The organism is Eximiradius proteiniborus, from assembly GCF_058546985.1.
Genome location: NZ_CM178592.1, coordinates 286,166 through 310,631, shown reverse-complemented (window position 1 = coordinate 310,631; position 24,466 = coordinate 286,166). Strand labels below are relative to the sequence as shown.

Here is a 24,466-nt window from a genome sequence, read left to right as displayed (position 1 = left end):
TAAAACATCCTTGTTTATTTTAATTATTGATATCTTCCTATTGCAATACTTTTATCGAGTGTACTATCATTGGTAGCAATTACTTTACTACCAGCTTCGAACATACGTTGAAGTTCAATAAGTTCGACCATTTCTTTAACAACATTAACGTTTGAGCCTTCAATCCATCCTTGTTTAATAACAACATCATCAGGATTGACAGGTTCTACATCTGCCATCCATTTAGCGATGAAATGCTGATTAGAAATGCGTTGGATTGTGTTGTTGTCCTGGGGTTTGGCGATGATTATGGTGCCAATTTCACGATTATTGGCAAACACGTGTCCATTTTCAGTGATTTTAATATCAACTGATTTGAAATCTGTGAAACCTTCCTTTGAAATCAGGAATTCTTTTGGTATCACCAAATCACCGCCATATCCTTGTAACTTTTTGCCATCCTTGGCAATTATTTCCCCATCCGTGTTGATTGTAAAATTCCCTGCTCTGGTTAGATAATCCTTCCCTTCGATATCTTTCAGAACAAAGAAACCATCCCCTTGTATAGCTAAATCCAATGGATTGTCTGTTTGCTGGAAGCTTCCTGCTTCAAATACAGTATAAGAACCAATTGGCGGATCATTTTGCTCGACATCACCTTTAACGTTGTAAAAGTTTGCACGTGCATCGATAAGATTTCTTTCGAAAACACCTTGCCTTTTGAAACCAGTAGTATTGGCATTTGCCATGTTGTTTGCTGTTACTTCAAGTCTGGTCTGCTGATTGAGCATACCAAGAGCTGCTGTAAAAAACTCCTTTAACATTTCGTTTCATCCTTGAAAAACTAAAACTTATTCAACAATGATTATGCCATTAGAATATTTAGTTGATTTGCGAAAAGCACAACTTCATTAATCAATTGGAATTTAAGCAGTTAGCAACTTCGGAGACAAGAAAAATACAAGTTGAATATTAAGCAGGATGTTTATGAATGAACAAAAATAACCACCAAAATGGATATTATTTTTGCATTTCTTTTATAGGAAGTTTAACATAAAAAGTGGAACCTACTTCTAACGTGCTTTCCACTCTGATAGAACTTTGATTTATTTCAGCAATTTCTTTGCAAAGTACCAATCCAAGACCTGTGCCTACTTCATTAGCAGTTCCAAGAGTAGAATTATAGCTATCTATTTTAAATAAATTATCTAAGGCAGCTTCATCCATTCCGACACCATCATCTTTTACGTAAAGTTCAACGAAATTTTCATCAATTGTTTGACAACCTATCCAAATGTTACCGCCATAGTGAGTAAACTTAATTGCATTAGAAATTAAGTTTCTAAGAATTGTATTTAAAATATTTAAATCAGAGAAAACCTTAATGGAATTATTCACTTCATTGTGTAAAGATATTTTTTTTGCGTCAGCAGTAGCAGTAAAAAGCGATTTATTTAGTTCAACAATCTGGAATAAATCTATAAATTCGGGCATATATCTAATTTTACCACGTTGAATACGAGACCAATTGAGCAAATTATCAAGGAGCTTATGGAGATTAACAGCAGAATTATTAAGAGCTGCAGCAAGATCTTGAATATCTTTCGAAGAAAGCTGACTAATATTGGTAGATAGATATTTTGTTAAACTCATAAATCCCTGGAAAGGAGAAATCAAATCATGGGCAATGACAGAAAAGAACTTATCTTTGGCAGCAAGCGTTGCTTTTAATTGTTCTTTAGAATTTCGGAGTTGTTTATTAAGCTCCATAATTTCAGTTGCTCTCTCGTCCGTCAGTCTATTTGATAGTTTAAGAGCAACGATTAAATTTTTCATCTCTTCTTCGTTTCTTCGTTGCTCAGTAATATCCATAGCAGAGCAAACTAAAAATTCAACTTCATTAGTTTGGAAATTAACTTTTGGAGTAACCTTAATTTTAAGAAGTCGCTTATTACCTAATTTATTGAAAATAAATTTGTCGAAATATTGAGGATATTTGCTTTTCCAGACTTTTCTAAAAATTTCTATTAATTCCGCAGCTTCAAAGTGAGGAAGGAACTCATCCAGTGCAATAGCAGAAGGAATTTGTTCTACACCAAAAAAATCTGCAAAAGAATGATTAAAGAGTTTTATAGAAGAAGGAGAATTCATATACCAAATAAGCAAGTCGACATTATCAAGCAACAATTGTTGTTCAAAAGTCTTATTTTGAAGATTTTTTTCAGCAAGTTTCTTTTCAGTAATATCTTCAATAATAATAATACCACCATTAATTTCATCATTATGTAGGAGTGGAACACCACGAATATTGCAAAATATCGGTTCTTGAATTTCATCGATTTTCACTTCCACATCTTTTAATTCAATGATATGATTTTGAAGAACTTTTTTTATTTCATTGCAGTAGTCAGCTGAACAAAAACCTTGCAAAGACAGTTCTTTGTCTAAAACAATTTCTTTTCTATACTTATTGCGTAAAAAATTTGAAAAAAAGTAATCATTAGCGAATCTAACTTTGCCCGAATTGTCTAATACTATGATAGAAATTGGAGATTTATCTGCTAAAGTCCGATATTTTTCTTCACTATCAAAGCAAGATTTTTCCAACAATTTTCGTTTAGTAATATCAACAATTTGCAGTGCCAAAAACTTTTTATCCAGAGGATAGACTGTAATTTCATAGTAATGGTTGGTATTTTTGTTTGAAAGTTCAAAAACACTTGGCACTGTAATAATTGATAGTTTATCTATAAAAGCAAAAATATCAGAGGAAAAAAGAAAAGATAATTTACTTATACTTTTGTTCAGAAAATCACTTCTTGAAACTTCAAAAAAATCCTCAAATGCTTTATTAGCATCAAAAAAAATATAATCAAACTTATCGTGTTCAATCGGAACAATTTCTAATAATACAAAAGCATTGTTCATCTTTTCAATGAACTGATTATATATTTCTTCTCTTTTCATAAACAAATAAAAAATTATATATTCAACTTAGAATATATATAATCGACACTTTTGAAAATTTCTTTAAAATCAAATAGGTTTAATAATTCTTCATCAGAAAAATATTGCATTAAATCTTTATTTTCTTTGAGAGACTGTAAGAATGGAATTTTTTCGTTCCAGGTTCGCATTGCAGATTTCTGAACTAATTCATAGGCAGTTTGTCTTTTTAGACCTTTACGAGCAAGAGCAAGAAGAACTTTTTGAGAATTATATAATCCGTTTGTAATTTCAAGATTTCTCATCATATTTTCAGGATAAACGATTAGATTATCAAGAAGATTAATTGCACGGCGAAGTATGTAATGACAAGAGATTGTGCTATCAGGGAAAATTATCCGCTCAACTGACGAGTGAGAAATATCTCGTTCGTGCCAAAGGGCATTATTTTCGATTGCAGCCAAAGCATTTGTGCGAAGAAGCCTTGCTTGACCACATATATTTTCGCTACTAATCGGATTGCGTTTATGTGGCATAGCTGAGCTACCTTTTTGACCTTTAGAAAAATATTCTTCTGCTTCGAGAACTTCTGTTCTTTGTAAATGACGAATTTCTGTAGCAATTTTTTCGAGCATAGAGCCAATCATAGCAATTGAATGCAAAAACTGAGCATGGCGATCACGTTGAACAACTTGAGTAGATATTATTGAAGGACGCAAGCCTAATTTTTCGCAAACATACTCTTCAATAAATGGAGGGATATGCTCGTAAGTTCCGACTGCACCACTAATTTTGCCAACTGAAATTTCATCAATTGCTTGCTTCATTCTGTTTATGTTTCTTCGACATTCATCCAACCATAGAGCAAATTTCAAGCCGAAGGTCATAGGCTCAGCGTGAACGCCGTGGCTACGTCCAATACAAACAGTATATTTGAATTCATTGGCACGTCTAATTAAAACTTGCTCTAAATTTTGGAGTTCCTGAAGAATAAGTTCACCAGCTTGTTTAGCTTGAACAGCAAGAGATGTATCGAGAACATCAGAAGAAGTCATACCCAAATGTATGAAACGAGATGGTTCACCAACTTGTTCTTCAATACTTGTTAGGAAAGCAATAACATCGTGTTTAGTTGTTTGTTCAATTTCATTAATTCGATTAATGTTTATTTTTGCTTTGCTTCTTATTTCACTGATAATTTCAGGAGGTGCTATACCAAGTTTCACTTGTGCTTCGCAAGCAAGGATTTCAATTTCGAGCCAGATATTGAATTTATTTTTTTCTGACCATATTTGAGCCATTTCTGGCAGTGTATATCTTTCAACCATATTAAGAAAATACTAATTAATTAATACAAATTATTATCAAAATTAAATAAAAATCTTTATTTTTCTTAATTAAATTATGGCACATTTTTAACATTTACTATTTTCTGAGGTTAGAAGTGAAATTATTTTGGTCAGCATTAATAACGATTTTTTGTGCCACAGTAGCGAATGCAAGTCAGCCACTTTGTGCATTTAGGGTTGAAAACATCTGGTATTTTTTAACCGAAGATGGCAAAGAAATGTGTAAGCCAATGATTTTAGATGGCATATCGCATTATTCTGAAGGGAAATTTGCTGCCCGGAAACGAACTAAAGATACAGCATATTTCGCTTATTTCGATACAAAAGGAAAAGAACTGTTTAAAGTGAACACATCGCTTCCATTTCACTTCAACCAAGGTTATGCATTGACTGTTAAGTATTTGGATGAAAAAGGAACACAACGATTGTATGGCTTGATTGATAGTAACGGGAAAACTATTTTTGAGAATGTTTTGCCCGACGCATTAGAATTTTCAGATTCTCTGGCATATATCGATGATTATAACAGGAAAGGATACATAAATTTAAACGCAGAATTTGCCATTCAAATTCCAGATACACTTGTTGGTTACAGATTTTCAGAGGGATTGGCTGCTGTTTCGAATGCAGATATGAAAGTTGGTTTCATCAATAAAAGTGGCGAAATTATTATTCCATTGAAATATTACGAAGCTGGCATTTTTTCTGAGGGTTTATGCAAGGTATTTGGTGAAAATGGTTTTGGTTTTATTAATAAACAAGGTGATTTAGTAATTGCACACCGATTTGATGAAGCAAGAAATTTTGTTGAAGATAGAGCTTTTGTAGGTATTTTAGATGATGACTATAAACTAACGTGGGGATTCATTGATAAAGACGGAAGAATGATAGAAAGCTACATTTATTCAAATGTTCTGGATTTTAGCGAAGGATTAGCGGCAGTTCAAAAAGATAAGTTATGGGGATATATTGATAAAAACGGCAAAACAGTCATAGATTTTCAATTTAATGATGCAGATAGTTTTAAAAATGGTTTAGCGTTTGTAATAGACAGACAGAACAAAAAAGCTGGATATATAGACAAGAAAGGAAATTACATTATTACATTCAATAGATTCGAAATACTTGTAGATTTTAGAAGTAACAGAAAATTCTTTAACTTCCAGTAATATGAATCGAATTATAATTTTATTGATGTTCTTTGCTTCGTTTAAATTACTTGGTGAGGAAACAGATACAAGTAAAGTATTTAGATTTAACCAAATCAATATTGAAGGTAAAAAAAGTTTATCGCAAAAGGAACTTGAATTTTCTGCAATAAATATTCTGACAAGATCTGATATAGAACGGTCAAATTTTTTTCAGATAAGTGAAGTATTGTCGAAATCACCAGGAGTTTTTATTAAAAACTATGGAGGGCTTGGAGGATTAAAAACTGTTACATTGCGCGGAACTAACTCTATGCAAACAGTTATAGCATTTGATGGAATTCCACTGAATTCCATTCAAAATGGTAGTTTCAATCTGACAGGAATACCACTAAGCATAATAGATAAAGTTGAGGTAACACGAGGCGGAGCGAGCAGTTCTTTTGGAAGCAATTCAATTGCCGGAGCAATTAATTTTGTACCTAAAATTGCTGATAATAACGAATTTGAATTGTGTGTAAAGCACACGTCTTTTGCTGAAACCCAGCTAATGTCTTCGTATAATTTTAAAACCAGTTCTGTAAAAAACTCAATAAATATTGATTGGACCAATAGTTCTGGTGATTATCCTTTTGAATTCTTACAATTTGGCGAAAAGAAGACAGTAAGAAGAACTAACAATTCATATAAAAATCTCACTTTTTCATATAGTAATGAGTATTTGAACAACAATAATAATTTTAGGAACACTATTATATATGAAAATTCCAAAAGAGGAGTTCCCGGAGCTGTTTTGCAAGGAAGAATTGAATCGACCAAAGCAAATTTGAGTGAACAGAAAGTATTTGCAAAAAGTAGTTATGATTACGTTCATTCTGAGTATTTTTTGATAGGGCTCGATGTAGCATATAGATATTCATATATGCATTTTATTGACCCTGAACTGCCATCAATAAATGGAAGTGGCACAGATAATATATTTGAAACTAATGATTTTATTGTTCAGTCAAAAATAGTGTGCTCTTTTGATAATAATGAGATATTATTAAAAACAGGAGCTAATTATTCGTTACTCGAAGGTGATATGCTCGATCCAAAAGCAGGGAATAAAGTTCATCGAACAAATCCATTTGTTACAGCAAGTTATTCGAACATTTTATATCTTTACAAATTAAAATTAACATCAAACATTTCATCAAGAGCTGATTTTTTTGATGATGGGCGACCAGCACTTTCTCCATCAATTGGGATAAAAATTGATTACAATGATTTCTATATGAAAATTCTGAACTCATATAATTATAGAAAACCAAGTTTCAACGAAATGTATTATCTGAACTACGGAACAAAAGATTTGCGACCTGAGAAATCCTTGAATTACACACTTACTATTGGCGGTAATTTCCTTGAAAGAGTTCAAGTTGATTTTAGTACTTTCTTAATAGAAACAAGAGACCAAATCATTGCAATTCCCAAAAGTCCTGTCTCGTGGAGTGCCGCAAATATTGATAAAGTAGAACACAAAGGAATGGAACTGTCAATTTTTGGGAATTACACTGAAATTTTTCTTGAAAAAATTGGGATTAATTGGACACTGCAATCATCAATCAATAAGACGAAAGGTTCCCTCTTTTACAACAAACAGTTAATTTTGACACCGCAGGAAATTTTAAATGGTTATTTGTTAATGAATTTTGAATACATTAAATTTTCAGTAGATTTTGACTACACATCATTCAGATATACTGATCAAGAAAACAATAATAATAGTATATTACCGAATTATTTTCTATTCGACTTTGGCTTAATAATCCCTGTGAAAATAAAGAATACAGAGTTGAATATAATTATGGATTGCAAGAATGCTCTCGACAAACAATATGAGATTATTCCAAATTATCCGATGCCGAAAAGGCAATTCATAATTGGGATAAATATTAAGTATTAGTTTACCAGACCCATTCGTGCTTGCTTTCGCGGTTCATCAATTCATTTATTGCTTCTTTAGGAGATAAGTTCTCAAAAAGTATGCGATATACTTGCTGAGTAATAGGAAGTTCCACACTATGTCGCTCGCCAAGCTCGATAGCGGAAATGGTAGTAGCAACACCTTCGGCAACCATTTTCATAGAAGATGTGATTTCGGACAGAGATTTTCCTTTGCCAATCAGTTCGCCAACCAGTCTGTTTCTACTGTGTTTGCTATTACAAGTAACAAATAAATCTCCTAAACCAGATAAACCAGAAAAAGTCCAAGGATGAGCACCACAAGCAACACCAAGTCGGACAATCTCTGCAAGTCCGCGTGTAATTAGAGCAGCTTTGGTATTATCCCCATAGCCGAGACCATCAATAATACCAGAAGCAATTGCCAAAACATTTTTTAAGGCTCCACCAATTTCGGTCCCAACTACATCATTGGATGAATACACGCGGAATTCAGGAGTAGAGAACATTTCCTGACAAAGTTTTGCTTTGGAAATATCACTTGAAGCCGCTACAACTGTTGTTGGAATTTTTCTCGAAACTTCTTCGGCGTGCGATGGGCCACTGAGAACAACAAAATTATCTTCCGGCAAATTTGTTGTTTCAAAGAAAATCTGAGATATTCTGTAAGTTGTATTCTGTTCGATACCTTTTGAGGTATTAATAAGTATTTTATTTGAAAAATCAATATCAGCCAATGTTGAATATATGGAACGAATATATTGAGTAGGAACAGCATTTACAATAAAATCATATTGATCGAACTCGCTGAGCGAGTTAGTGGATATTAGATTTGAATTTAATGTAATTCCGGGAAGAAAAGTGCTATTTATATGAAAAGAGTTTATCTCTTCTGCTACTTCTTTTTCGTGAGCCCAGAGCAATACATCAAATTGATAAGACAACAGATTTGCAAGTGTCGTTCCCCAGCCACCTGCACCGATAACGAAAACTTTTTTCAAATTACTTATCCGCCTTACCGAAAATTCTGATTAGATGTAAATTTTTGAAGCGATTTTCTTGCCCTCTAAGCAGACGTTTGATATTTGAACGGTGAGTATAAATCACTAGTAAAGTAATAAGAAAAGAAAAATAAACAAGAATTTCATAATTAGGAATGTTCACGTGGAATAAATTATATCTCACAATCAAAGAAGAAGGCAGAGTAAAGGCGGCAGCAATAGAACCCAGAGAAATATAACCAGAAAAAATCACTGCAAGGATGAATATACCCAGTGCAATTGAAACATCAACCGGAAGAATAGCCACCATCATACCAGCAGCAGTGTTTATTCCTTTGCCACCTTTAAATCCGACAAAAACTGAAAAAACGTGTCCTAAAATTGCAGAAATGCCAGCAATTATTTTTACAATTGTAATATTTTCAAAACCGGTAGTATTTGGAAATGAAATCCCATTTGCGATAACTGGTGCAATCACAACAACAGCAAGAACACCTTTCAAAATATCAATAATTTGAACTGTAAGCCCCCATTTCCAACCTAAGACACGAAATGCATTGGTACTGCCCATATTACCACTACCTTTCTCCCGAATATCGAAACCGAAAAAACGTTTGCTGATAATTACTGCAGTTGGAAAAGAACCTAACAAATAGCTGAATAATGATACGATTAAAATTTTAAGAATAGCTTCCATAAAACAAACTTAACACAAAATACACAAAAACAAGATAACAAAAATAACTTAAAAAATTATATTATTCAAACATAAGCATTAACATAATTATAATTAACGCTAATATTCAATAAATATTATATGATAAAAAGAAGCAGTAGGCAATTTTTTGCCTACTGCTCGAAACAAAACTATAAATATCTATGGATTACACCTTCGTGACGCTTGAAAATTGGGTCATAATTTTTCACTTCACGACCGAAACATACTCCAAGTTGTTCGTAGAAAGCAATTTCTTGAAGATCAACGTATCTCTGTTTGATTGCCTCTGATGTAGGTAAATAAGAAATCTCGTTACCTTCTACTCCGACAACAGTAACTCCGTAAATACCTTCAAGAAGAAGAAGCACAGCCGCTCCGCCTCCTTGCTTGCCGAAAGCAACATCGTAAGCAGTCGTTCCCCCAGCTCTTACTAAATGACCGAGTTGAACTTCTCTAATTTCGGGGTACATATAAATTCCATCGACATAAATACCTTCACGTTTAAGAACATCCGACCAATCGGGATCTTGCTTCATAAAGAATTCCAATTGCTTGCGAATGTATTGCCCAACACCAGATAATCTTTGATGTCCGAAAGAATCCTGACCAGCGGTTGAATCTGTAAAATATCTGCCTTCTTTATCTTTAACACCTTCAGCTGCAACAATAATATAAGTAGAACCTTTAACATCGGAGTGAATTAAACGATTAATATATGTTTTCTTGAAGTGCTGGTAAACGATTTCGTAATCTGCATTGATTTCGGGGATAAGAATACAATCGGCGTCAGCACCTACTCCACCTCGAAATGCAGTGTGTCCAGCATATCTACCGAATACCTCTATAATTAGAGCGCGATTATGGGTAAGACCGGTTGTTCGCAGTTCATCAGTAAATTTAGCAATACGGTTAATTGTTGAATCGCCACCTACTGAATATGTTTGCAAGTCTAGATCCATAGTTTTCGGAACGTGCACACAAGGAATACCATTATTGTAAAGATCTACAACTACTGACCCCGTATCATCACCGCCAGCAATAATTAAACCATCGATTCCGTGCTTTTTTAAGCCATCGCGTATTCTATCATATTTATTCTCGTCTTTTATTTTGCTAATTTTAACTCTTGAATGCCCTGCTTCCGAACCAGCAACTCCTGAATGAATTCTGTCAATACGAGATTCATCCATAATTACCAAATCGAGATTAATCAAATTATATAAACCCGCGTAACCATTTGGAATAATAGCAAGTTCAATGTTATTTCTTAAAGCCATTCGAGCGGCACCATTGATTACAGCGTTTAATCCTCCACAATCGCCGCCGCTTGTAATAACACCCAATCTTTTAATTTTGTTCATTTAAACTCCTCTCTAATTTTAAACAATTGTATTATGTAATTTTATACAATATTTATTAAATTTACAAGTTAAAAAATAATCATAATAATTACAGTTCAAATTTTTATTTTTTGTAAAAGATGGATGAGCAAAATATAAATAATACAGAAGAAAATATTTTGAATGAAAATTCCTTTGAGAAAAAAGATGAAAAGGAGCAACTTATCGAAGAATTGAGTGATATGCTCGCTCAAACTTTTATTGATAATATTGAAGTTTTGTCTTCGATAACGTTATTGACAGAAAGATTTTATGACGGGAGTCATTCACGATTTATCGCAGAAAAATGTGTAATGGTAGCCGAAGAACTTGGGATGGATGAAGAATCAACATATGAACTAAAAATTGCTGCATTGCTGCACGATATTGGGAAAATTACTTTTTTTGATTCCGCTCTTCATAAAAATATAAATGAAATGTCGCCACTTGAGTATGAGCATTATAAATATCATGTAGATGTTGGAGTTTATCTACTAAAAAAGCATAAACATTTGGAGAATATTGCGAATATTGTGCATCAGCACCACGAAAAACTTGACGGTTCGGGTTTCCCTCAAGGATTGAAAGAAGATAGCATACTTCCGGCAGCAAAAATAATCAGTGTTGTCAATTTCTTTCATAATACGGTATATAAAAAAACAAGAACGCGTTCTGGTGCGCTATCACGACCTTCTATGGTTATGGATATAAATGCTTTTTTGGAAGCAACGCGAGCTAAATATAATTTTGCATTAAATTTTCTATTCAATCGGCGTGGAATATTATTTGAAAAAAAAGTTGTAGAAGTATTTATTGATATTATTCAAGCAGAACGAATGAGTTTGGGACAAAAAGCAGTTATGAGAGTACCTATAAATAAAATTGAACCTGGAATGGTATTTGCAGAAGATTATTATACCAAACAAGGAATATTAATTGCAGCAAAAGGTGAAGCTGTAAAGAAAGAAATGATACCGGCATTAGTTCGTTTTGCTGAAAATGATCAATTACCGATGAAAATTCTTGTATTAAAATAGGATTTGAAATATGCCAAAAGAAGCAGGAGATCTAGCAAATGTACTTGTTATAGACGATAGCGAAGCCTATCGTATGATGATGAAAAAAGTAATAGAATTATATTTTTATGCTAATGTACATCTTGCAGAAAATCCGGGTGAAGCATTTGAAATGATACCCAAAATTAATCCTGATTTGATAATTCTTGATATGCAGATGCCTGTAATGGACGGGTTTACTGCATTAAAAAACATTCGTTCAATTGAAGGAACAAAAGATATTCCAACAATTGCTTTTACAGCACTTAGCACTTCAACACTTGTTGCAGAATTAGTTAAATGGAAAATCAATGATTTTATAAAAAAGCCTACGACGACTGAAATTATTGTGAAGAAATTGAAGCCATTTTTGCCTCTGAAACGTGATATTGGTATATAGGAATGTTAAAAAGTATAGATGAAATAATCAATAAAAAAAGTCCAGTAATTTTTCTCTTCGGTCAGGAGGAATTTCTTCTTGGAGAAGCGCTAGATAAGCTAATAAATGCCTTTTGCCCTGATAGGAAGAATCCTTCTGATTTTGATTTGTTGGATGGTGGAGAAATAGACGAAAGAACAATTGTAGAAAGATGTTCCTCATTTCCAATGATGAGCGAGAAGCGACTTGTTGTTGTGAAAAATGTAGAAAAACTATTTACAGGTCGCAGTAAAAAAGCAGATAAAAATTCTTCGTTAGCTAAATACTTGAACAATCCATCAGATTTTTCTATTTTGATATTCGTAGCTTTTATCGACACTTTTTCTGGTATTGGAACTGGGCTTTCTGGCAAGAACAAAGCAAAATTTGAAAAAATGATAGAACAAGCAAAATTCCCTTACAATGTACTATTGAAAAATTATGATTGGATAGAATTTCCTAAACTTTATGATAATCAAATAATAAGCTGGATAAAAGACAGATTCAAAACTTACGGGAAGCAAATATCGCAAGAAGCTGCAAATCTTTTGTATGCACTTTCGAGCGGAGAATTACGCGATATTGCTAATGAAATTGAAAAAATTTGTTTGTTTGTTGGTGAGAGCAAGGAAATCTCTATTGATGACATATCAAAAGTTACCGGGAATAGACGAACTAATAATGTGTTCGAATTACAAAATGCGATAGGATCTAAAAACATTGCACTTGCAAATGAAATATTATTTAATATGCTTGCAAGCGAACGTCAGGAAATGCTTATAATTACAATGCTAACGCGATATTTTACTGCAATTTGGAAGGTGCAAGAACTGCTTAATAAAACAAAGGATACAAAAGAAATTGCTGACGCAATTGGAGTGAATTCATATTTTATAAAAGATTATATTGAACCTGCGAAAATTTATTCTAATAAAGCTGCTGAAAATGCTATTATAGCACTTTGCGAAGCAGATTTCGAATTAAAATCGTCAGGTGGAAATAATATTTTAACTATGCAAAATCTAATCGAAAAGATTATTAACTGCAACTAATCATTAAAAGACCAAGTTACCGATAGATGAAAAACTCTATCGAGCATAGGATAGTTTCTCACCCTGTAATAATACTGCCCCAAAACATTCTCGAAACTCAGCCTTAAGAATGCATTGCCGAGTTTTAGCGCAGCAAAAGCATTTAGCCCGTTGCCAAGCCATTTCCCTTCGGAATCTGTTTCTACAAAATCTTTACTAATCGGATAAAAGTATAATCCCTTAATTGGAGAATATATTTCAGCTTCTAAGCCTGCTTTCAGGATGCTATTTCCTACAGTGTATTCGTATGCTGCAGAAAAGTAAGAGTAAAACAATGGGGAATATAATTCCTGGCGACTGTTTGTTTCTGAATACTGCGAAACTATTTTTGCATCTAAATAAATTTTATTGAAAAATTTAGCAGACCATAATATCGAAACACCAAAAGAATTTCGACTGTTGCAATCGCAATCATCTGAATAAATTACATAGTTTTTGTTTAATGACAACCTTGCAATCAGCGGATTATTTGTTCGACGATAGAAAATTGTGGATTTAATATTTAAATTATTCCAATAAGAGTTCAATAAAAGCAAATAATTTGTCTCGCTTTCTCTATTCAGTCCTTGAGATAGATTTGGAAGTATCTGGAACTTTGAAAAGTCGAGTTCGTATCTGGAATCAGTTAAAGCATAGGTAAATCGAGCAGCATATGAAAACAAATCGTAGTCGAATTTTCTTTCATATCTTATTCCAGAAGAAAAATTGATATTATCAGTGAGAAGCATTTTGACTTTGATAAACGAACTACCAGAAAATTTTTCGAACGATTGAGTGAAGCTGTTTTTTTCTATTGAAGAATGATCAAATCTACCTCCAATCATCAAATTAACGAATGGAAGCAATCGATAATCAACCAAAAGGTTCGCTCCATAAAGAAAAGTATTGTATATACTTTTCCCTTCGGGTTTATTTTGCAAGATTTTATCTTCGTTTTCAAATCGAAGCTGATTATCTTGATGAGAGAAAAAGATATTGAATAAATAATGAGAGACATTTGAATGAGATGAAACTGAAAAAATCAGGTCGGTAGTATAGTTTCTTTCACGAAAATCATTAAATAGAACGTTAGTCTCGAACTCATTAGCAGGATTGGAAGAATTTTCATCCACTCCGCCATTTAACCCGTGTTTTTTATTATTAAAAATATAATTAATAGATAATGAATTCAAGCTATCGAAATTATACCGTAATGTTGAACGGATCTGCCAATGTTCTATTTCTTGATTAGTATAACGCCCGTCCGCTCCTAAATTGCTGAACCCAAAAACAAAATTCAGTTTCGGAGTAATATTTTTACTTAATTGACCATCAGAGGCGATTAGTTCATAACCTGATTGAGAATACCAAAATTTAGTAAAAGGCGAAGCAGTATTATAAATTTTCTCTTGAAAATTGAGAGAAACAGATTTTCCTGTAAGCAAAACTGCATCTGAACCTTCAAGTATTTCAATATTTTCGAATTGTTCAGGAGAAATTTGATTGATTTCTGAATAATCATATTCAATTCTTGATAGACTGACACCATTAAAACAAACAGAATTATCTCGAACGCTCCCAGAATAAGCAGAGAAAAAAGTATTATGCCGGGGGAAACCTAAATCCAATTTGTAATAGCTATTTCTCTTGAAAATAATATCGCTTGTAGAATAGAAATTATCGTAATTAATATCTCTTTTACTAATAATCGAATGATAATCAATAACTGAACCATGGTAGCGAGATGGAATAATTTTGAGAGTGTCGTTTATATTTATTTTCAAAGTGTCGTTGGAAAGAGACTGTTCGTATATAAATATAAGAAACAATAGAGATACAAGTCTTTTAAACATTTATTGCATACGCTAATTATTACAAAACAATTAGACAAAAATAATCAGTTTGGTTCAAAAAAAATAAAAATTTTGTATTTTTGTTGTTTTCATAAGAAACAAGTAGGAAAAAATGTACGAAAAATTAAAGTCGGTGCTTGAAAAATACAAAGAATTAGAAGGGAAATTAAACAATCCAGAATATTCGATGAATCCCGGTTTGTTGAAAGAATTGAATAAAGAAATCAAGCAAATCAAGCCAGTTGCAGAGGCAAGTGAAAAATACATTAAATTGTGCGACGACTTAAACTCAGCAAGAGAATTGACAGAGCAGAAAGACGTCGATCCAGAGCTAAGAGATCTTGCTTACATTGAAATATCTGAGTTGCAGGAACAAATCGAAAAGATGGAAGAAGAACTGAAATTTCTTCTTATTCCTCGCGATCCAAATGATGATAAGAACTGTATTGTTGAAATACGTGCCGGAACTGGAGGTGACGAAGCGGCTATTTTTGCTGGCGACTTATTTAGAATGTATCAAAGATATGCCGATAAAAAGGGTTTTCGATTGGAAATAATTGATTTCAATGAAAGCGAACGAGGTGGATTTAAGGAAATTATTTTTTCGCTGAGTGGTGAAGAATTATATGGATTGATGAAGTTTGAAAGTGGTGTTCATCGAGTGCAGCGAGTTCCGGAAACTGAAGCAAGCGGCCGTATTCACACATCAGCTGCAACTGTAGCAGTGCTTCCCGAAGCAGAAGAAGTTGATATTCAAATTCGTGAAGAAGATCTGAGAATTGATATATTCCGTTCTGGCGGTGCTGGCGGACAGAATGTAAATAAAGTGGAAACAGCTGTTCGATTAACTCATATTCCAACTGGAATTGTTGTTTCTTGTCAAGATGAACGCTCTCAGCTAAAAAACCGAGAAAAAGCTATGAAAGTTCTTCGTTCGCGTTTATATGAGATAGAATTAAAGAGACAGCAAGAGGAAATAGCTTCATCAAGGCGCTCGATGGTTAAGACTGGAGATCGTTCGGAAAAAATCCGCACATATAATTATCCTCAAAATCGTGTTACAGACCACAGATTAGAAGGCGAGGCAAAAAATTATTCACTAAAAGAAGTAATGGACGGAGACTTAGATCCAATTATAGAAGCTTTGCGAATTGCAGAAAGGGCGGAAATACTAAAAAATAGCTAAATTTATTCTTATTTCTGAAACACTAACAATTAATTAGACAGCTTAACACTTTCTTACTAAACATTTTTAGTAGAAAGTATTATTAATTGTAAAATTTCTGCAATAAATAAACAAATTTGTTAATTATCACCATTTTTTTTCTAAAAAAATCAAATCAAAAGAATTCCCATCAAAAACCCCATAGCAAGGCTTCTTTAACCACTCACCTAAATTCACATATTTACCTTTTCCGAAATCAATAATTTCGGCTTTATGGCGATGACCCATAACAACAAAATCATAATTATCATTTAGAATTTTATTTTTGGCAAAATCTAACATACCATCAATTTCGCCGTATTTTTTATTCGAGGTATAGGAACGACTTTTTCTCGAGCTGTGGGAAGCAAGTTTAATTCCACAATCAGGATGTATTTTGGAATATAGCCACTTTGCGAATTTATTCCTTAATATTTTTTTGAGAATCAAATACATTCTGTCGTTATATGCTTTGCCATCGCCGTGAGAAAGATAGAACTTTTTGCCAAAATAAATTTTAGTAATGTCTTGCTCTATAACATTAATTTTGAGTTCATTTTTGAAAAAATTATAATGCCCAAAATCGTGATTACCCATTAAATATGTTACAGGAATACCAGAAGAAGAGAATTCCTTCAATTTGGATAGAATAAGATAAAAATCCCGTGGAATAACTGTTTTATAATCGAACCAATAATCGAATAAATCCCCTACAATAACTAATTCAAAGCAATCAGACTGAATATTATCAAGAAAAGTAATTAATAATTCTTCACGTTTATAATCGAAATCCCTGCTAAAAAAACCAAGATGAACATCCGAGATGAAATAAATTTTCCCATTATTGTCTTTCATATACCCAGTTACCGTCTTTGTTGTCAATAAAACCGAGTTTTTCCCAAAATCCAATAGCAGAAAAACGAACTCTATCGGCAATAATTTTAGAAAAATGATTTTTTGCGTATTCGACAAAAGTTTTACCGAAACCGCGTCCCTCGTATTCAGGGAAAATATTGATAGAGTATATAATTAATGTATCGTCTGATATCTGACATCTTGCTTTGCCAACTCTTATGTCGCCGCAGGAAATATTAGCCCAGTCATAATTTGACTTTTGGGCATCTCTTGGAATGAACTCTATTCTAATATTTTGATTCATTATCAGAAATCTATGAATTTTTGAAACCATCACAAAAAGCAAGCACATTTTTAGGCAAGTCTGGTAGATAATAACCTCCTTCGAGCGCAGCAAAGCGACGTCCTTTAGCCATTTTTTTTGCAAGGTCTTTCATTTTTCGTCCAATCACATAAAAATCAAAAGTAGATAATTTTTTTCCAACATCAAGTAAATAAGAATCAAAGCCTGCCGAAACAGCAACAATATCAATATCGGATAATGTTTCGACATATTCATCAATTACTTTTAAATATTTATGAGAATCGTCCGCCATTGGATTTAAGATTTTTACTTCTTTCCAGTCTGACAAGCAATCTATTGTTCCGTCGCCGGTATGAGCATCGAAATCGAGAACGAAAGCAGAATTAATTCTACCTTGTTTTCTCAATCTTTTCAGAGCAATTGCAACATTGCAAAAATAACAATAGCCCCAACTGTCTCCTCTTGAAGCGTGGTGCCCCGGAGGACGAGCACAAGAAAATGCAGGCAATCCTTCCATTGCAAGGTCGGAAGCTTTGACTGCTGAAGCCACAGACAGCTTGGCAATTTGAAACAAATTATCGTTCGATTTGATTTTTTGAACATATTCAGGAAAGTGAACATTTAATATATCCGCATCATCGATATTTGGAGGCTGGACAAAAGAATAATCACTTTGTGTTTTTAGTAATTCAATTATTCCTGAAAGCCTACCTTTCATTGCAGCAGGAGAATTTTCATAGTCATTTTTTTCAAATACATCGCTATATACAATATGTATGTTACTCATAACGAATGCCACTATCAATAATAGTATCGAAATGAACGCTCGAGTTTTTCTCTTTCAAAAACTCAAATATTCGATTAATATTATCTGTACCTATATAGGACGAGGAAAAGGTAACATTCGCCTGATCAACGAACACTAAGCGTAAAGTTAAATTGTTATTTTTAGGATTTTTTATCAAATATGCTTCATCCAAATCTCGATAGAAGTAAGTATTATTTTTAGCGGAACTACTCATAATAAATTTTTCGTCATCGAATATTATTTTTCTTTGCCTATTGCCTATGATTATCATTACTAAGGATAACGAAAGAAATATTACCAGATATAATATGCTATAACTTGAAAAATCAGCAATAATCATCTTTTCATTAATCAGGAATAAACAAGAAAAAATAAGTAAAATATATCCCAGATTAGAAAAAAAATTAAGCCGATAAGAGATAATCAATTGAGTGTTGTCGATTTTGTTCATTTTACTAAAGATATATTAAACAAATCACAAATATATATTATTTACTTAAAAAAATATTCAACTAATTAATGTCATTGAAAGTATATCATAAATTGTCTATTTTTTGTTAATTTTGAAAAAATAATTAATCATAAATCAAAAAAAGATATGGCAATAAATATTAAATTTAGCGAAACAACTTTCGAGAACAAACGCCGTCAACCATCAGAATATGCAGAAATCGCATTAGAATTAAGAAGAGACGTAATAAAAAGTCTATACTTAGCGAAGTCTGGTCATAGTGGTGGTTCATTAGGTACAGCTGATATTTTTTCTGTATTATACTTTGGTGGATTTTTGCGTTATCGTCCGGAAGAGCCTTTCTGGAGAGGAAGAGACAGATTCGTTCTGAGTGCTGGTCATCTTGCACCGATATTATATGCATCTCTTGCAAGAGCAGGATATTTCCCAACTTCTGAATTATCTACATTAAGAAAATATAATTCTCGTTTGCAAGGTCATCCCGGAATTGATCACAATTTGCCTGGGATAGAAACCTCATCAGGCTCTTTAGGTCAGGGAATTTCGATTGCTGTTGGGATGGCTATGAGTGATAAGTATTTGGACAAAACCGATAAAAGAGTATTTTGTTTGACAGGTGATGGAGAGCTCCAGGAAGGAATATGCTGGGAAGCCGCAATGTGTGCAGGGCACTACAAACTTGATAATCTTTGCTGGATAGTTGATAGCAACGATTGTCAAATAGACGGTAGGGTGCGTGATGTTATGTCAATATATCCAATAGCAGACAAATTCAGAGCATTCAATTTTGAGGTAGTCGAAATAGATGCTCACAACTATGAAGAAATTCAATCAGCTTTTGATAAATTTATTGATTATCACACTCATAATAATGGCAAACCATTTGTAATAATTGCAAATACTTTTATGGGAAAAGGCGTTTCATTTATGCACGATAGTTATCAATGGCACGGTAATCCACCAAATGAAGAGCAAGCTATTAAAGCTCTTGAAGAATTAGGGGAAATTGTAGAATTATTTTAGTTTAATCGAAGGTAATAATATGAAAAAATATGAAATAAAAGGAAATAAGCCAACACGTCATGGTTTTGGCGAGGGGTTGGCTGAGCTCGGAGAACGTTATGATAATGTAGTTGTTATTGGAACTGACGTTACTGGAAGTGTTCTAACTTCATTTTTCAAAGAAAAATTTCCTGACAGATTTTTTTCAATAGGAATAGCAGAACAAAATGCAACAACAATTGCAGCAGGATTGGCACTATCCGGGAAAATCCCTTTTTTTGCAAGCTACAGTGCATTTACTGCATTTAGAAATTCTGATATGCTAAGAATTTCAGTAGCGTATAATAACGCTAACGTAAAAATTGGGGGTGGTCATTCAGGAATCACTGTTGGACCTGATGGGGCTACTCATCAGGCACTTGAAGAAATCTCATTTATTCGTGCGCTTCCTAATATGACAGTCGTTGTTCCTGCTGATTATGAAGAAGCAAAAAAAGCAACTATAGCAATCGGTGAGATGGTTGGACCTGCATTTATCAGATTTGGTCGCTCACCAGTTCCAATGTTTACAGACAAAGAAACGCACTTTGAATTAGGCAAAGCAAATGTGCTTAGCGAAGGGAACGATGTGGCTATTATTGCTTGTGGTATTATGGTTTGGCAGTCTATTCTAGCAGCAGAGGAATTATATAAGCGAAAAGGAATTAAAGCTCGGGTGATAAATTGTCATACAGTAAAACCCATAGACGTCCATACAATTGTAGATGCAGCATTTGAATGCGGTGCAGTTGTAACGGCAGAAGAGCATCAGGTTTATGGAGGTCTCGGCGGAGCAGTTGCTGAAGTATTGGCGAAAAACTGCCCTGTGCCAATTGAATTTGTTGGAGTAAAAGATACCTTCGGAGGAAGTGGCGAACCAGATGAATTAATGGAAAAATTCGGGCTAACGTGGCGTGAGATCTATGCTTCTGCATTGCTTGCAATTGATAGGCGAGACACAAATTCTAAGTCTTATTTCAACGTAAAAGATGTAGCTCACTTCAACGAATAATTCATATGCATAAAATCAAAATAAAAGAAACAATTGTAAAAAGAATAAGTGAATATGCAGAAGAATTTGGAGTTGAAGTTTATACTGTCGGCGGATATGTGAGAGATGTTCTGCTAAATCGCAAGCGAAAAGACATTGATTTTACAGTTGTTGGCGATTCGATAGCTTTTTCAAAATTTGTTGGCGAAAAGTTAAAACGAGAACCAATTGTATTCGAACGATTTAGAACAGCTATGATTCCCTATCGCGGATATCAACTTGAATTTGTAGGAACAAGAAAAGAAGAATATCTACCAAATTCGAGAAAGCCAATTGTTAGCATCGGAACATTAGAAGATGATCTTAAAAGACGAGATTTCACAATTAATGCACTGGCAGCAAACCTATCAAAAGAGAGATTTGGCGAAGTTATAGATATTTTCAATGGTTTAGACGATCTGAAAAACAAAATTCTCCGGACACCATTAGATCCTTTCACAACCTATTCAGACGATCCATTGCGAATGATGAGAGCAGCAAGATTTGCAGCCCAGCTTGAATTTCAACTACATCAGAGTTCTGTTGAAGCGATTATCCAAATGGCAGACAGAATAAAAATTATTTCTCAAGAACGAATCACTGACGAGTTTTTGAAAATATTATCGGCAAATAAACCAAGTATTGGGCTATTAATACTTAAAAATACCGGACTGCTGAAGTATATTTTCCCCGAATTGGATAATCTGAGCGGAGTTGAAATTATTGAAGAAGGTGGAAAACAATACAAACACAAGGACGTGTTTTTGCATTCGCTAAAAGTGCTTGACAACGTTTCACTCGTTAGCGATAAACTATGGTTACGCTTTGCCGCTCTTACTCACGATATTGGTAAATATAAAACTAAGCGGATTACTCCAAACGGTTGGACTTTTCACGGACACGAGGAGCTTGGAGCAAAGATAATGCCCAATATTTTCCGACGGATGAGATTTCCACTTGACAATCTTGAATATGTCCAGAGATTAATCCGTCTTCATCAGCGTCCGATGCAGTTAGTAGACGAAATTGTAACAGATTCTGCAATAAGGCGGCTTGCTTTTCAAGCAGGAGATGCACTCGAAGATTTATTTATCCTTTGCAAAGCAGACATCACTACAAAAAATCCTTATTTGGAAGCACAATATTTAAATAATTACGATATAGTAGCACAGAAAGTATTAGAAGTTCAGGAAAAGGATAAACTTAGGGAGTTTCAGTCGCCTGTACGCGGTGAAGAGATAATGAAAATTTGCAATTTGCCTCCAAGCAAACCTGTAGGAATTATCAAAGGCAAAATAGAAGATGCTATTTTAGATGGAATAATACCTAATGAATACGAAGCTGCATTAAACTACTTTTTAGAAAACAAGGATAAATGGCTTAGCGAAATTGGACAGGAAGAATTCAGCAAAATCAGGTATTAGTTAGCCGGAAGATGAGTTCGATGGTTGTTCCATTTTTTGAAGGATAGAATTTAGCATCATCGAGAAGAGATCTGATTAAAAAAATACCTCTACCGTTTTCTTTAAGCAAATTGTCGGATTCTCTTGGGTCAGCCACCGAAGCCAAATCAAAACCTTCGCCTTCATCTTTAACGCTGATTTTCATTACTGTATCGTTGCAAAGAATTTCCAATTCGACAATTTTTTCCGGGTTTAATTTATTGCCGTGAATAATGGCATTATTAAATGCCTCTGAAAGAGCAATCAAAAGATTGTAAAATCTATCATCAGGTATTGAGTATTTTTGTTTAATCTCTGTCAGCAATGGCTCCACTTTTGTCATTGAAGCCTTTTCGCTACGAAAGATAACTACCTTACAATAATTACAGTTTTCCATACTTTACAATAAGTAATTTGTTTGAAGAAACAAATTTGCAATAGAGTTGATTTTATTACCTTTATAATATCTATATTCATACCAACCTGAAATATTGACGAATAATTTTTCAATAAATTGAATAGATACATTTATTTCCGGACCAAAACTTCTTTGTGAAATATTTGTTGAACTTAGTTGAGATAAACGGTTTAGCTTCATTTGAGTTAATGAATATCCCCTCCCTCCTATTCCAAATTTTGCATTATCATTAGCAAATTTCGTATAGAAAATAAAATTGATAAACAGTTCCGAGTATGCGAGTTGTGGAAGTTCTGCAAAGGAACCCCAATACAATATTCCTCTTTCGTTGTATTTATAGAAAATTTTGCTTTCTGCAAGAAATTCTTTTGCAAAAAATATTTTTATGCTGTCACTATATGAAATTTGTCGAAAAGAAAGGCTTTTGCTTGAATTAGGAAGTTTGTCGAAATCATAAACTGTATAATTAGCAATTACTTCGAATTGCGGTTTAATTTGGAAAAATCGGGAATAATGCTCAAAAGAAGGGGAAAATCTAATTATCCTGTTCCAGTTGTTCAAAGCTGAACGTTGTGATTTTAAGAATACAAGATGAGTTGCAGATATATCAAAATTCAAATTTAATTTAGAATAATTACTAATTAGCAAAGTATAGAACAAACTTGAAGTTAAAGAAAGTTCGTCTCTATCATCATAATTAAATTCACTTGGTGTGTCATAGCGGGTAATTGAAGTAGAAAAATTCAATCCCAAGAGATTTTTCTCAGAAATATTCCAAATTGTAGAAGAAGAAAAACGGAAATTTGTGTTAATGTTATCTTTTTGTTTTTCGTAATTCATTAGCACTGAAAAATCAGAATTATTCAATTTTAATTTATTTTCTAAATAGTTATTTTCAGCTCTTCGCTGTAAGAAAAACGTAAAATTTTGCTTTATAAACAAAAAATCAATATTATTTTCTAAACTGATAGAAATATTATCAATTTCAAATTTTCTATTTGTAAAGGAATAATTGTTGCCTTGAATTCCTCGGTTGAAAAATCTCATAATTGAGGAACGTTCCCAAGAAAGTGATAATGATTGAGAAAAAAAGTTTGTGATTGAATATGCGACCAAAAGCTGATTTTGCAGTTTTGATTCGTCTCTTGTTTCAATAGAAGGTAAACTCTGGGAAGTAAAGTAACCAAAATCTCGCTTTATTTGCTTGTAATTAGAAATAATTCTAAAATGATTATTATTATCATAGGTTTTGAAAATATTCAGGCTAAGCAGAAAATCCTTATTTTTTCGACCGTCCTCCAAATTCAATAACTCTCCCAACCCATCAGAAGCAACAGAAAACTCGTCAAAATCAAGTTGAGAAAGATTATAACGAGCATTAAATATGTTTCCATAAGAATCAAAAAGCTGATGCTTATTTTTTTCTATTCCATAAGTTGAATTGACGGAGAATTGAGAGACGCTATATTCTAATCCTAATGAAGTATTAGTTCGTTGGTAAATATTAACAAAAGAACGTTTATCTGAATTGCTTAAATAGTTTGAAACTGAAACGATTTTGAAACTATCAATGATATTTTTTTTATAAGTAAAATTAAAGTTTTCGTCATCCCGAAAATAGTTTTTTATATATGCATTGCTATTTCCAGCATAATTTTGATTAATTTCAAATTGCCCCCAGTTCGAATTAGTAGTAAAATAGAAATTGAACAAAAATGAATAGTTATCAAGATTCTTTTGTAAACTATAATTAAGAGCGTTCTGAGAAAACGAGGATAAGGGGTTGAGACATAATAATAAAATAATAAAGAAATATTTACGAGGTAGTTTCATCGCTTTTAGAATTACATTTACGGCGATATTCAATAACAAGAGCAATGATTTCGTGCGAGTTTTCTTTAACTAAAATTTTTTTCCCGCTTTTCAGACTGATGATAGAATCGTGAGAAGTTTCGATAGTTTCTATTTCATCGGCATTAACGGTGATTTTGTTTCCATCAATTTTAGTTAGAATAATCATAGATTCTCC

General features: G+C 33.2%; 23 protein-coding genes. 9 read left to right on the top strand and 14 right to left on the bottom strand.

Annotated elements, in window-relative coordinates:
• Positions 1–23: 23 nt before the first annotated feature.
• The 3 genes from ACY2LT_RS01325 to purB form a co-directional block, all read right to left on the bottom strand.
• Positions 24–803, bottom strand: a complete 780-nt coding sequence (locus ACY2LT_RS01325; protein ID WP_491815847.1) for a flagellar hook-basal body protein — start codon at positions 801–803, stop codon at positions 24–26.
• 196 nt (positions 804–999) lie between these two features.
• Positions 1,000–2,946, bottom strand: a complete 1,947-nt coding sequence (locus ACY2LT_RS01320; protein ID WP_491815845.1) for a sensor histidine kinase — start codon at positions 2,944–2,946, stop codon at positions 1,000–1,002.
• Between the two features lie 14 nt (positions 2,947–2,960).
• The gene (purB, locus tag ACY2LT_RS01315) at positions 2,961–4,253 is read right to left on the bottom strand and encodes an adenylosuccinate lyase (protein ID WP_491815843.1); all 1,293 of its coding nucleotides are present in this window, start codon (positions 4,251–4,253) and stop codon (positions 2,961–2,963) included.
• Positions 4,254–4,369: 116 nt separating this feature from the next.
• Between purB and ACY2LT_RS01310 the strand changes: the two genes are divergently transcribed.
• Positions 4,370–5,443, top strand: a complete 1,074-nt coding sequence (locus ACY2LT_RS01310; RefSeq protein WP_491815842.1) for a WG repeat-containing protein — start codon at positions 4,370–4,372, stop codon at positions 5,441–5,443.
• Position 5,444: 1 nt separating this feature from the next.
• Positions 5,445–7,370 (top strand): TonB-dependent receptor plug domain-containing protein, encoded by a 1,926-nt coding sequence (locus ACY2LT_RS01305; RefSeq protein ID WP_491815841.1) that lies wholly within the window; start codon positions 5,445–5,447, stop codon positions 7,368–7,370.
• A 1-nt stretch (position 7,371) separates the two neighbouring features.
• Here ACY2LT_RS01305 and ACY2LT_RS01300 read toward each other — a convergent pair whose 3' ends face one another.
• The 3 genes from ACY2LT_RS01300 to ACY2LT_RS01290 form a co-directional block, all read right to left on the bottom strand.
• Positions 7,372–8,370, bottom strand: a complete 999-nt coding sequence (locus ACY2LT_RS01300) for an NAD(P)H-dependent glycerol-3-phosphate dehydrogenase (protein WP_491815840.1) — start codon at positions 8,368–8,370, stop codon at positions 7,372–7,374.
• A gap of 1 nt (position 8,371) precedes the next feature.
• Positions 8,372–9,067, bottom strand: coding sequence for a glycerol-3-phosphate 1-O-acyltransferase PlsY (gene plsY / locus ACY2LT_RS01295; RefSeq protein ID WP_491815839.1), 696 nt, complete (start codon positions 9,065–9,067; stop codon positions 8,372–8,374).
• 170 nt (positions 9,068–9,237) lie between these two features.
• Entirely contained in the window at positions 9,238–10,449 is a 1,212-nt protein-coding gene (locus ACY2LT_RS01290; RefSeq protein WP_491815837.1) for a 6-phosphofructokinase, read from the bottom strand.
• Positions 10,450–10,568: 119 nt separating this feature from the next.
• Here ACY2LT_RS01290 and ACY2LT_RS01285 point away from each other — a divergent pair, with 119 nt between their 5' ends.
• From ACY2LT_RS01285 to holA, 3 genes are read left to right on the top strand one after another with little or no spacing between them, the layout of a single operon-like run.
• The gene (locus tag ACY2LT_RS01285; RefSeq protein ID WP_491815835.1) at positions 10,569–11,504 is read left to right on the top strand and encodes an HD-GYP domain-containing protein; all 936 of its coding nucleotides are present in this window, start codon (positions 10,569–10,571) and stop codon (positions 11,502–11,504) included.
• Between the two features lie 10 nt (positions 11,505–11,514).
• Entirely contained in the window at positions 11,515–11,922 is a 408-nt protein-coding gene (locus tag ACY2LT_RS01280; protein ID WP_491815834.1) for a response regulator, read from the top strand.
• A gap of 2 nt (positions 11,923–11,924) precedes the next feature.
• Entirely contained in the window at positions 11,925–12,992 is a 1,068-nt protein-coding gene (holA, locus tag ACY2LT_RS01275) for a DNA polymerase III subunit delta (RefSeq protein WP_491815833.1), read from the top strand.
• Here the strand turns inward: holA and ACY2LT_RS01270 are convergent.
• Positions 12,989–14,863, bottom strand: a complete 1,875-nt coding sequence (locus ACY2LT_RS01270; protein ID WP_491815832.1) for a putative porin — start codon at positions 14,861–14,863, stop codon at positions 12,989–12,991. The two genes, holA and ACY2LT_RS01270, sit on opposite strands and share 4 nt — an antisense overlap.
• Before the next feature lie 112 nt (positions 14,864–14,975).
• Here ACY2LT_RS01270 and prfA point away from each other — a divergent pair, with 112 nt between their 5' ends.
• On the top strand, positions 14,976–16,049 hold the full coding sequence (prfA, locus tag ACY2LT_RS01265; protein WP_491815831.1) for a peptide chain release factor 1: 1,074 nt from the start codon (positions 14,976–14,978) through the stop codon (positions 16,047–16,049).
• Positions 16,050–16,175: 126 nt separating this feature from the next.
• Here the strand turns inward: prfA and ACY2LT_RS01260 are convergent, their stop codons facing one another.
• From ACY2LT_RS01260 to ACY2LT_RS01245, 4 genes are read right to left on the bottom strand one after another with little or no spacing between them, the layout of a single operon-like run.
• Positions 16,176–16,922 (bottom strand): UDP-2,3-diacylglucosamine diphosphatase, encoded by a 747-nt coding sequence (locus ACY2LT_RS01260; protein WP_491815830.1) that lies wholly within the window; start codon positions 16,920–16,922, stop codon positions 16,176–16,178.
• Positions 16,909–17,226 carry a GNAT family N-acetyltransferase gene (locus ACY2LT_RS01255; RefSeq protein ID WP_491815829.1) on the bottom strand — a complete coding sequence of 106 codons (318 nt, stop codon included), beginning with the start codon at positions 17,224–17,226 and terminating at the stop codon, positions 16,909–16,911. Before ACY2LT_RS01255 ends, ACY2LT_RS01260 begins: the two co-directional genes overlap by 14 nt.
• Positions 17,227–17,236: 10 nt before the next feature.
• Positions 17,237–18,013: a histone deacetylase family protein gene (locus tag ACY2LT_RS01250; RefSeq protein ID WP_491815827.1), complete on the bottom strand. Its 777-nt coding sequence runs from the start codon at positions 18,011–18,013 to the stop codon at positions 17,237–17,239.
• The gene (locus tag ACY2LT_RS01245; RefSeq protein ID WP_491815826.1) at positions 18,006–18,485 is read right to left on the bottom strand and encodes a hypothetical protein; all 480 of its coding nucleotides are present in this window, start codon (positions 18,483–18,485) and stop codon (positions 18,006–18,008) included. Before ACY2LT_RS01245 ends, ACY2LT_RS01250 begins: the two co-directional genes overlap by 8 nt.
• A 147-nt stretch (positions 18,486–18,632) precedes the next feature.
• On the opposite strand from ACY2LT_RS01245, the gene ACY2LT_RS01240 reads away from it, so the two are divergent.
• The 3 genes from ACY2LT_RS01240 to ACY2LT_RS01230 are packed head-to-tail and all read left to right on the top strand — an operon-like array spanning position 18,633 to position 22,001.
• Positions 18,633–19,529 (top strand): transketolase, encoded by an 897-nt coding sequence (locus tag ACY2LT_RS01240; protein WP_491815825.1) that lies wholly within the window; start codon positions 18,633–18,635, stop codon positions 19,527–19,529.
• Positions 19,530–19,548: 19 nt separating this feature from the next.
• Complete coding sequence (locus ACY2LT_RS01235) at positions 19,549–20,559, top strand: transketolase family protein (RefSeq protein ID WP_491815823.1); 1,011 nt, start codon at positions 19,549–19,551, stop codon at positions 20,557–20,559.
• A 5-nt stretch (positions 20,560–20,564) separates the two neighbouring features.
• The gene (locus tag ACY2LT_RS01230) at positions 20,565–22,001 is read left to right on the top strand and encodes a CCA tRNA nucleotidyltransferase (protein ID WP_491815822.1); all 1,437 of its coding nucleotides are present in this window, start codon (positions 20,565–20,567) and stop codon (positions 21,999–22,001) included.
• On the opposite strand, the gene ACY2LT_RS01225 is transcribed toward ACY2LT_RS01230, so the two are convergent.
• From ACY2LT_RS01225 to ACY2LT_RS01215, 3 genes are all read right to left on the bottom strand, one after another.
• The gene (locus ACY2LT_RS01225; protein ID WP_491815821.1) at positions 21,991–22,416 is read right to left on the bottom strand and encodes an ATP-binding protein; all 426 of its coding nucleotides are present in this window, start codon (positions 22,414–22,416) and stop codon (positions 21,991–21,993) included. The two genes, ACY2LT_RS01230 and ACY2LT_RS01225, sit on opposite strands and share 11 nt — an antisense overlap.
• A 3-nt stretch (positions 22,417–22,419) precedes the next feature.
• The gene (locus tag ACY2LT_RS01220; RefSeq protein ID WP_491815819.1) at positions 22,420–24,150 is read right to left on the bottom strand and encodes a hypothetical protein; all 1,731 of its coding nucleotides are present in this window, start codon (positions 24,148–24,150) and stop codon (positions 22,420–22,422) included.
• A gap of 103 nt (positions 24,151–24,253) precedes the next feature.
• On the bottom strand, positions 24,254–24,457 hold the full coding sequence (locus ACY2LT_RS01215; protein ID WP_491815818.1) for a flagellar FlbD family protein: 204 nt from the start codon (positions 24,455–24,457) through the stop codon (positions 24,254–24,256).
• Positions 24,458–24,466: the final 9 nt, after the last annotated feature.

Coding starts and splice junctions, on each gene's coding strand:
- ACY2LT_RS01325 (WP_491815847.1), bottom strand. CDS start 803: ATGTTAAAGGAGTTTTTTACAGCAGCTCTTGGTATGCTCAATCAGCAG.
- ACY2LT_RS01320 (WP_491815845.1), bottom strand. CDS start 2,946: ATGAAAAGAGAAGAAATATATAATCAGTTCATTGAAAAGATGAACAAT.
- purB (WP_491815843.1), bottom strand. CDS start 4,253: ATGGTTGAAAGATATACACTGCCAGAAATGGCTCAAATATGGTCAGAA.
- ACY2LT_RS01305 (WP_491815841.1), top strand. CDS start 5,445: ATGAATCGAATTATAATTTTATTGATGTTCTTTGCTTCGTTTAAATTA.
- plsY (WP_491815839.1), bottom strand. CDS start 9,067: ATGGAAGCTATTCTTAAAATTTTAATCGTATCATTATTCAGCTATTTG.
- ACY2LT_RS01290 (WP_491815837.1), bottom strand. CDS start 10,449: ATGAACAAAATTAAAAGATTGGGTGTTATTACAAGCGGCGGCGATTGT.
- ACY2LT_RS01285 (WP_491815835.1), top strand. CDS start 10,569: ATGGATGAGCAAAATATAAATAATACAGAAGAAAATATTTTGAATGAA.
- ACY2LT_RS01280 (WP_491815834.1), top strand. CDS start 11,515: ATGCCAAAAGAAGCAGGAGATCTAGCAAATGTACTTGTTATAGACGAT.
- holA (WP_491815833.1), top strand. CDS start 11,925: ATGTTAAAAAGTATAGATGAAATAATCAATAAAAAAAGTCCAGTAATT.
- ACY2LT_RS01270 (WP_491815832.1), bottom strand. CDS start 14,863: ATGTTTAAAAGACTTGTATCTCTATTGTTTCTTATATTTATATACGAA.
- prfA (WP_491815831.1), top strand. CDS start 14,976: ATGTACGAAAAATTAAAGTCGGTGCTTGAAAAATACAAAGAATTAGAA.
- ACY2LT_RS01260 (WP_491815830.1), bottom strand. CDS start 16,922: ATGAAAGACAATAATGGGAAAATTTATTTCATCTCGGATGTTCATCTT.
- ACY2LT_RS01255 (WP_491815829.1), bottom strand. CDS start 17,226: ATGAATCAAAATATTAGAATAGAGTTCATTCCAAGAGATGCCCAAAAG.
- ACY2LT_RS01250 (WP_491815827.1), bottom strand. CDS start 18,013: ATGAGTAACATACATATTGTATATAGCGATGTATTTGAAAAAAATGAC.
- ACY2LT_RS01245 (WP_491815826.1), bottom strand. CDS start 18,485: ATGAACAAAATCGACAACACTCAATTGATTATCTCTTATCGGCTTAAT.
- ACY2LT_RS01240 (WP_491815825.1), top strand. CDS start 18,633: ATGGCAATAAATATTAAATTTAGCGAAACAACTTTCGAGAACAAACGC.
- ACY2LT_RS01235 (WP_491815823.1), top strand. CDS start 19,549: ATGAAAAAATATGAAATAAAAGGAAATAAGCCAACACGTCATGGTTTT.
- ACY2LT_RS01230 (WP_491815822.1), top strand. CDS start 20,565: ATGCATAAAATCAAAATAAAAGAAACAATTGTAAAAAGAATAAGTGAA.
- ACY2LT_RS01225 (WP_491815821.1), bottom strand. CDS start 22,416: ATGGAAAACTGTAATTATTGTAAGGTAGTTATCTTTCGTAGCGAAAAG.
- ACY2LT_RS01215 (WP_491815818.1), bottom strand. CDS start 24,457: ATGATTATTCTAACTAAAATTGATGGAAACAAAATCACCGTTAATGCC.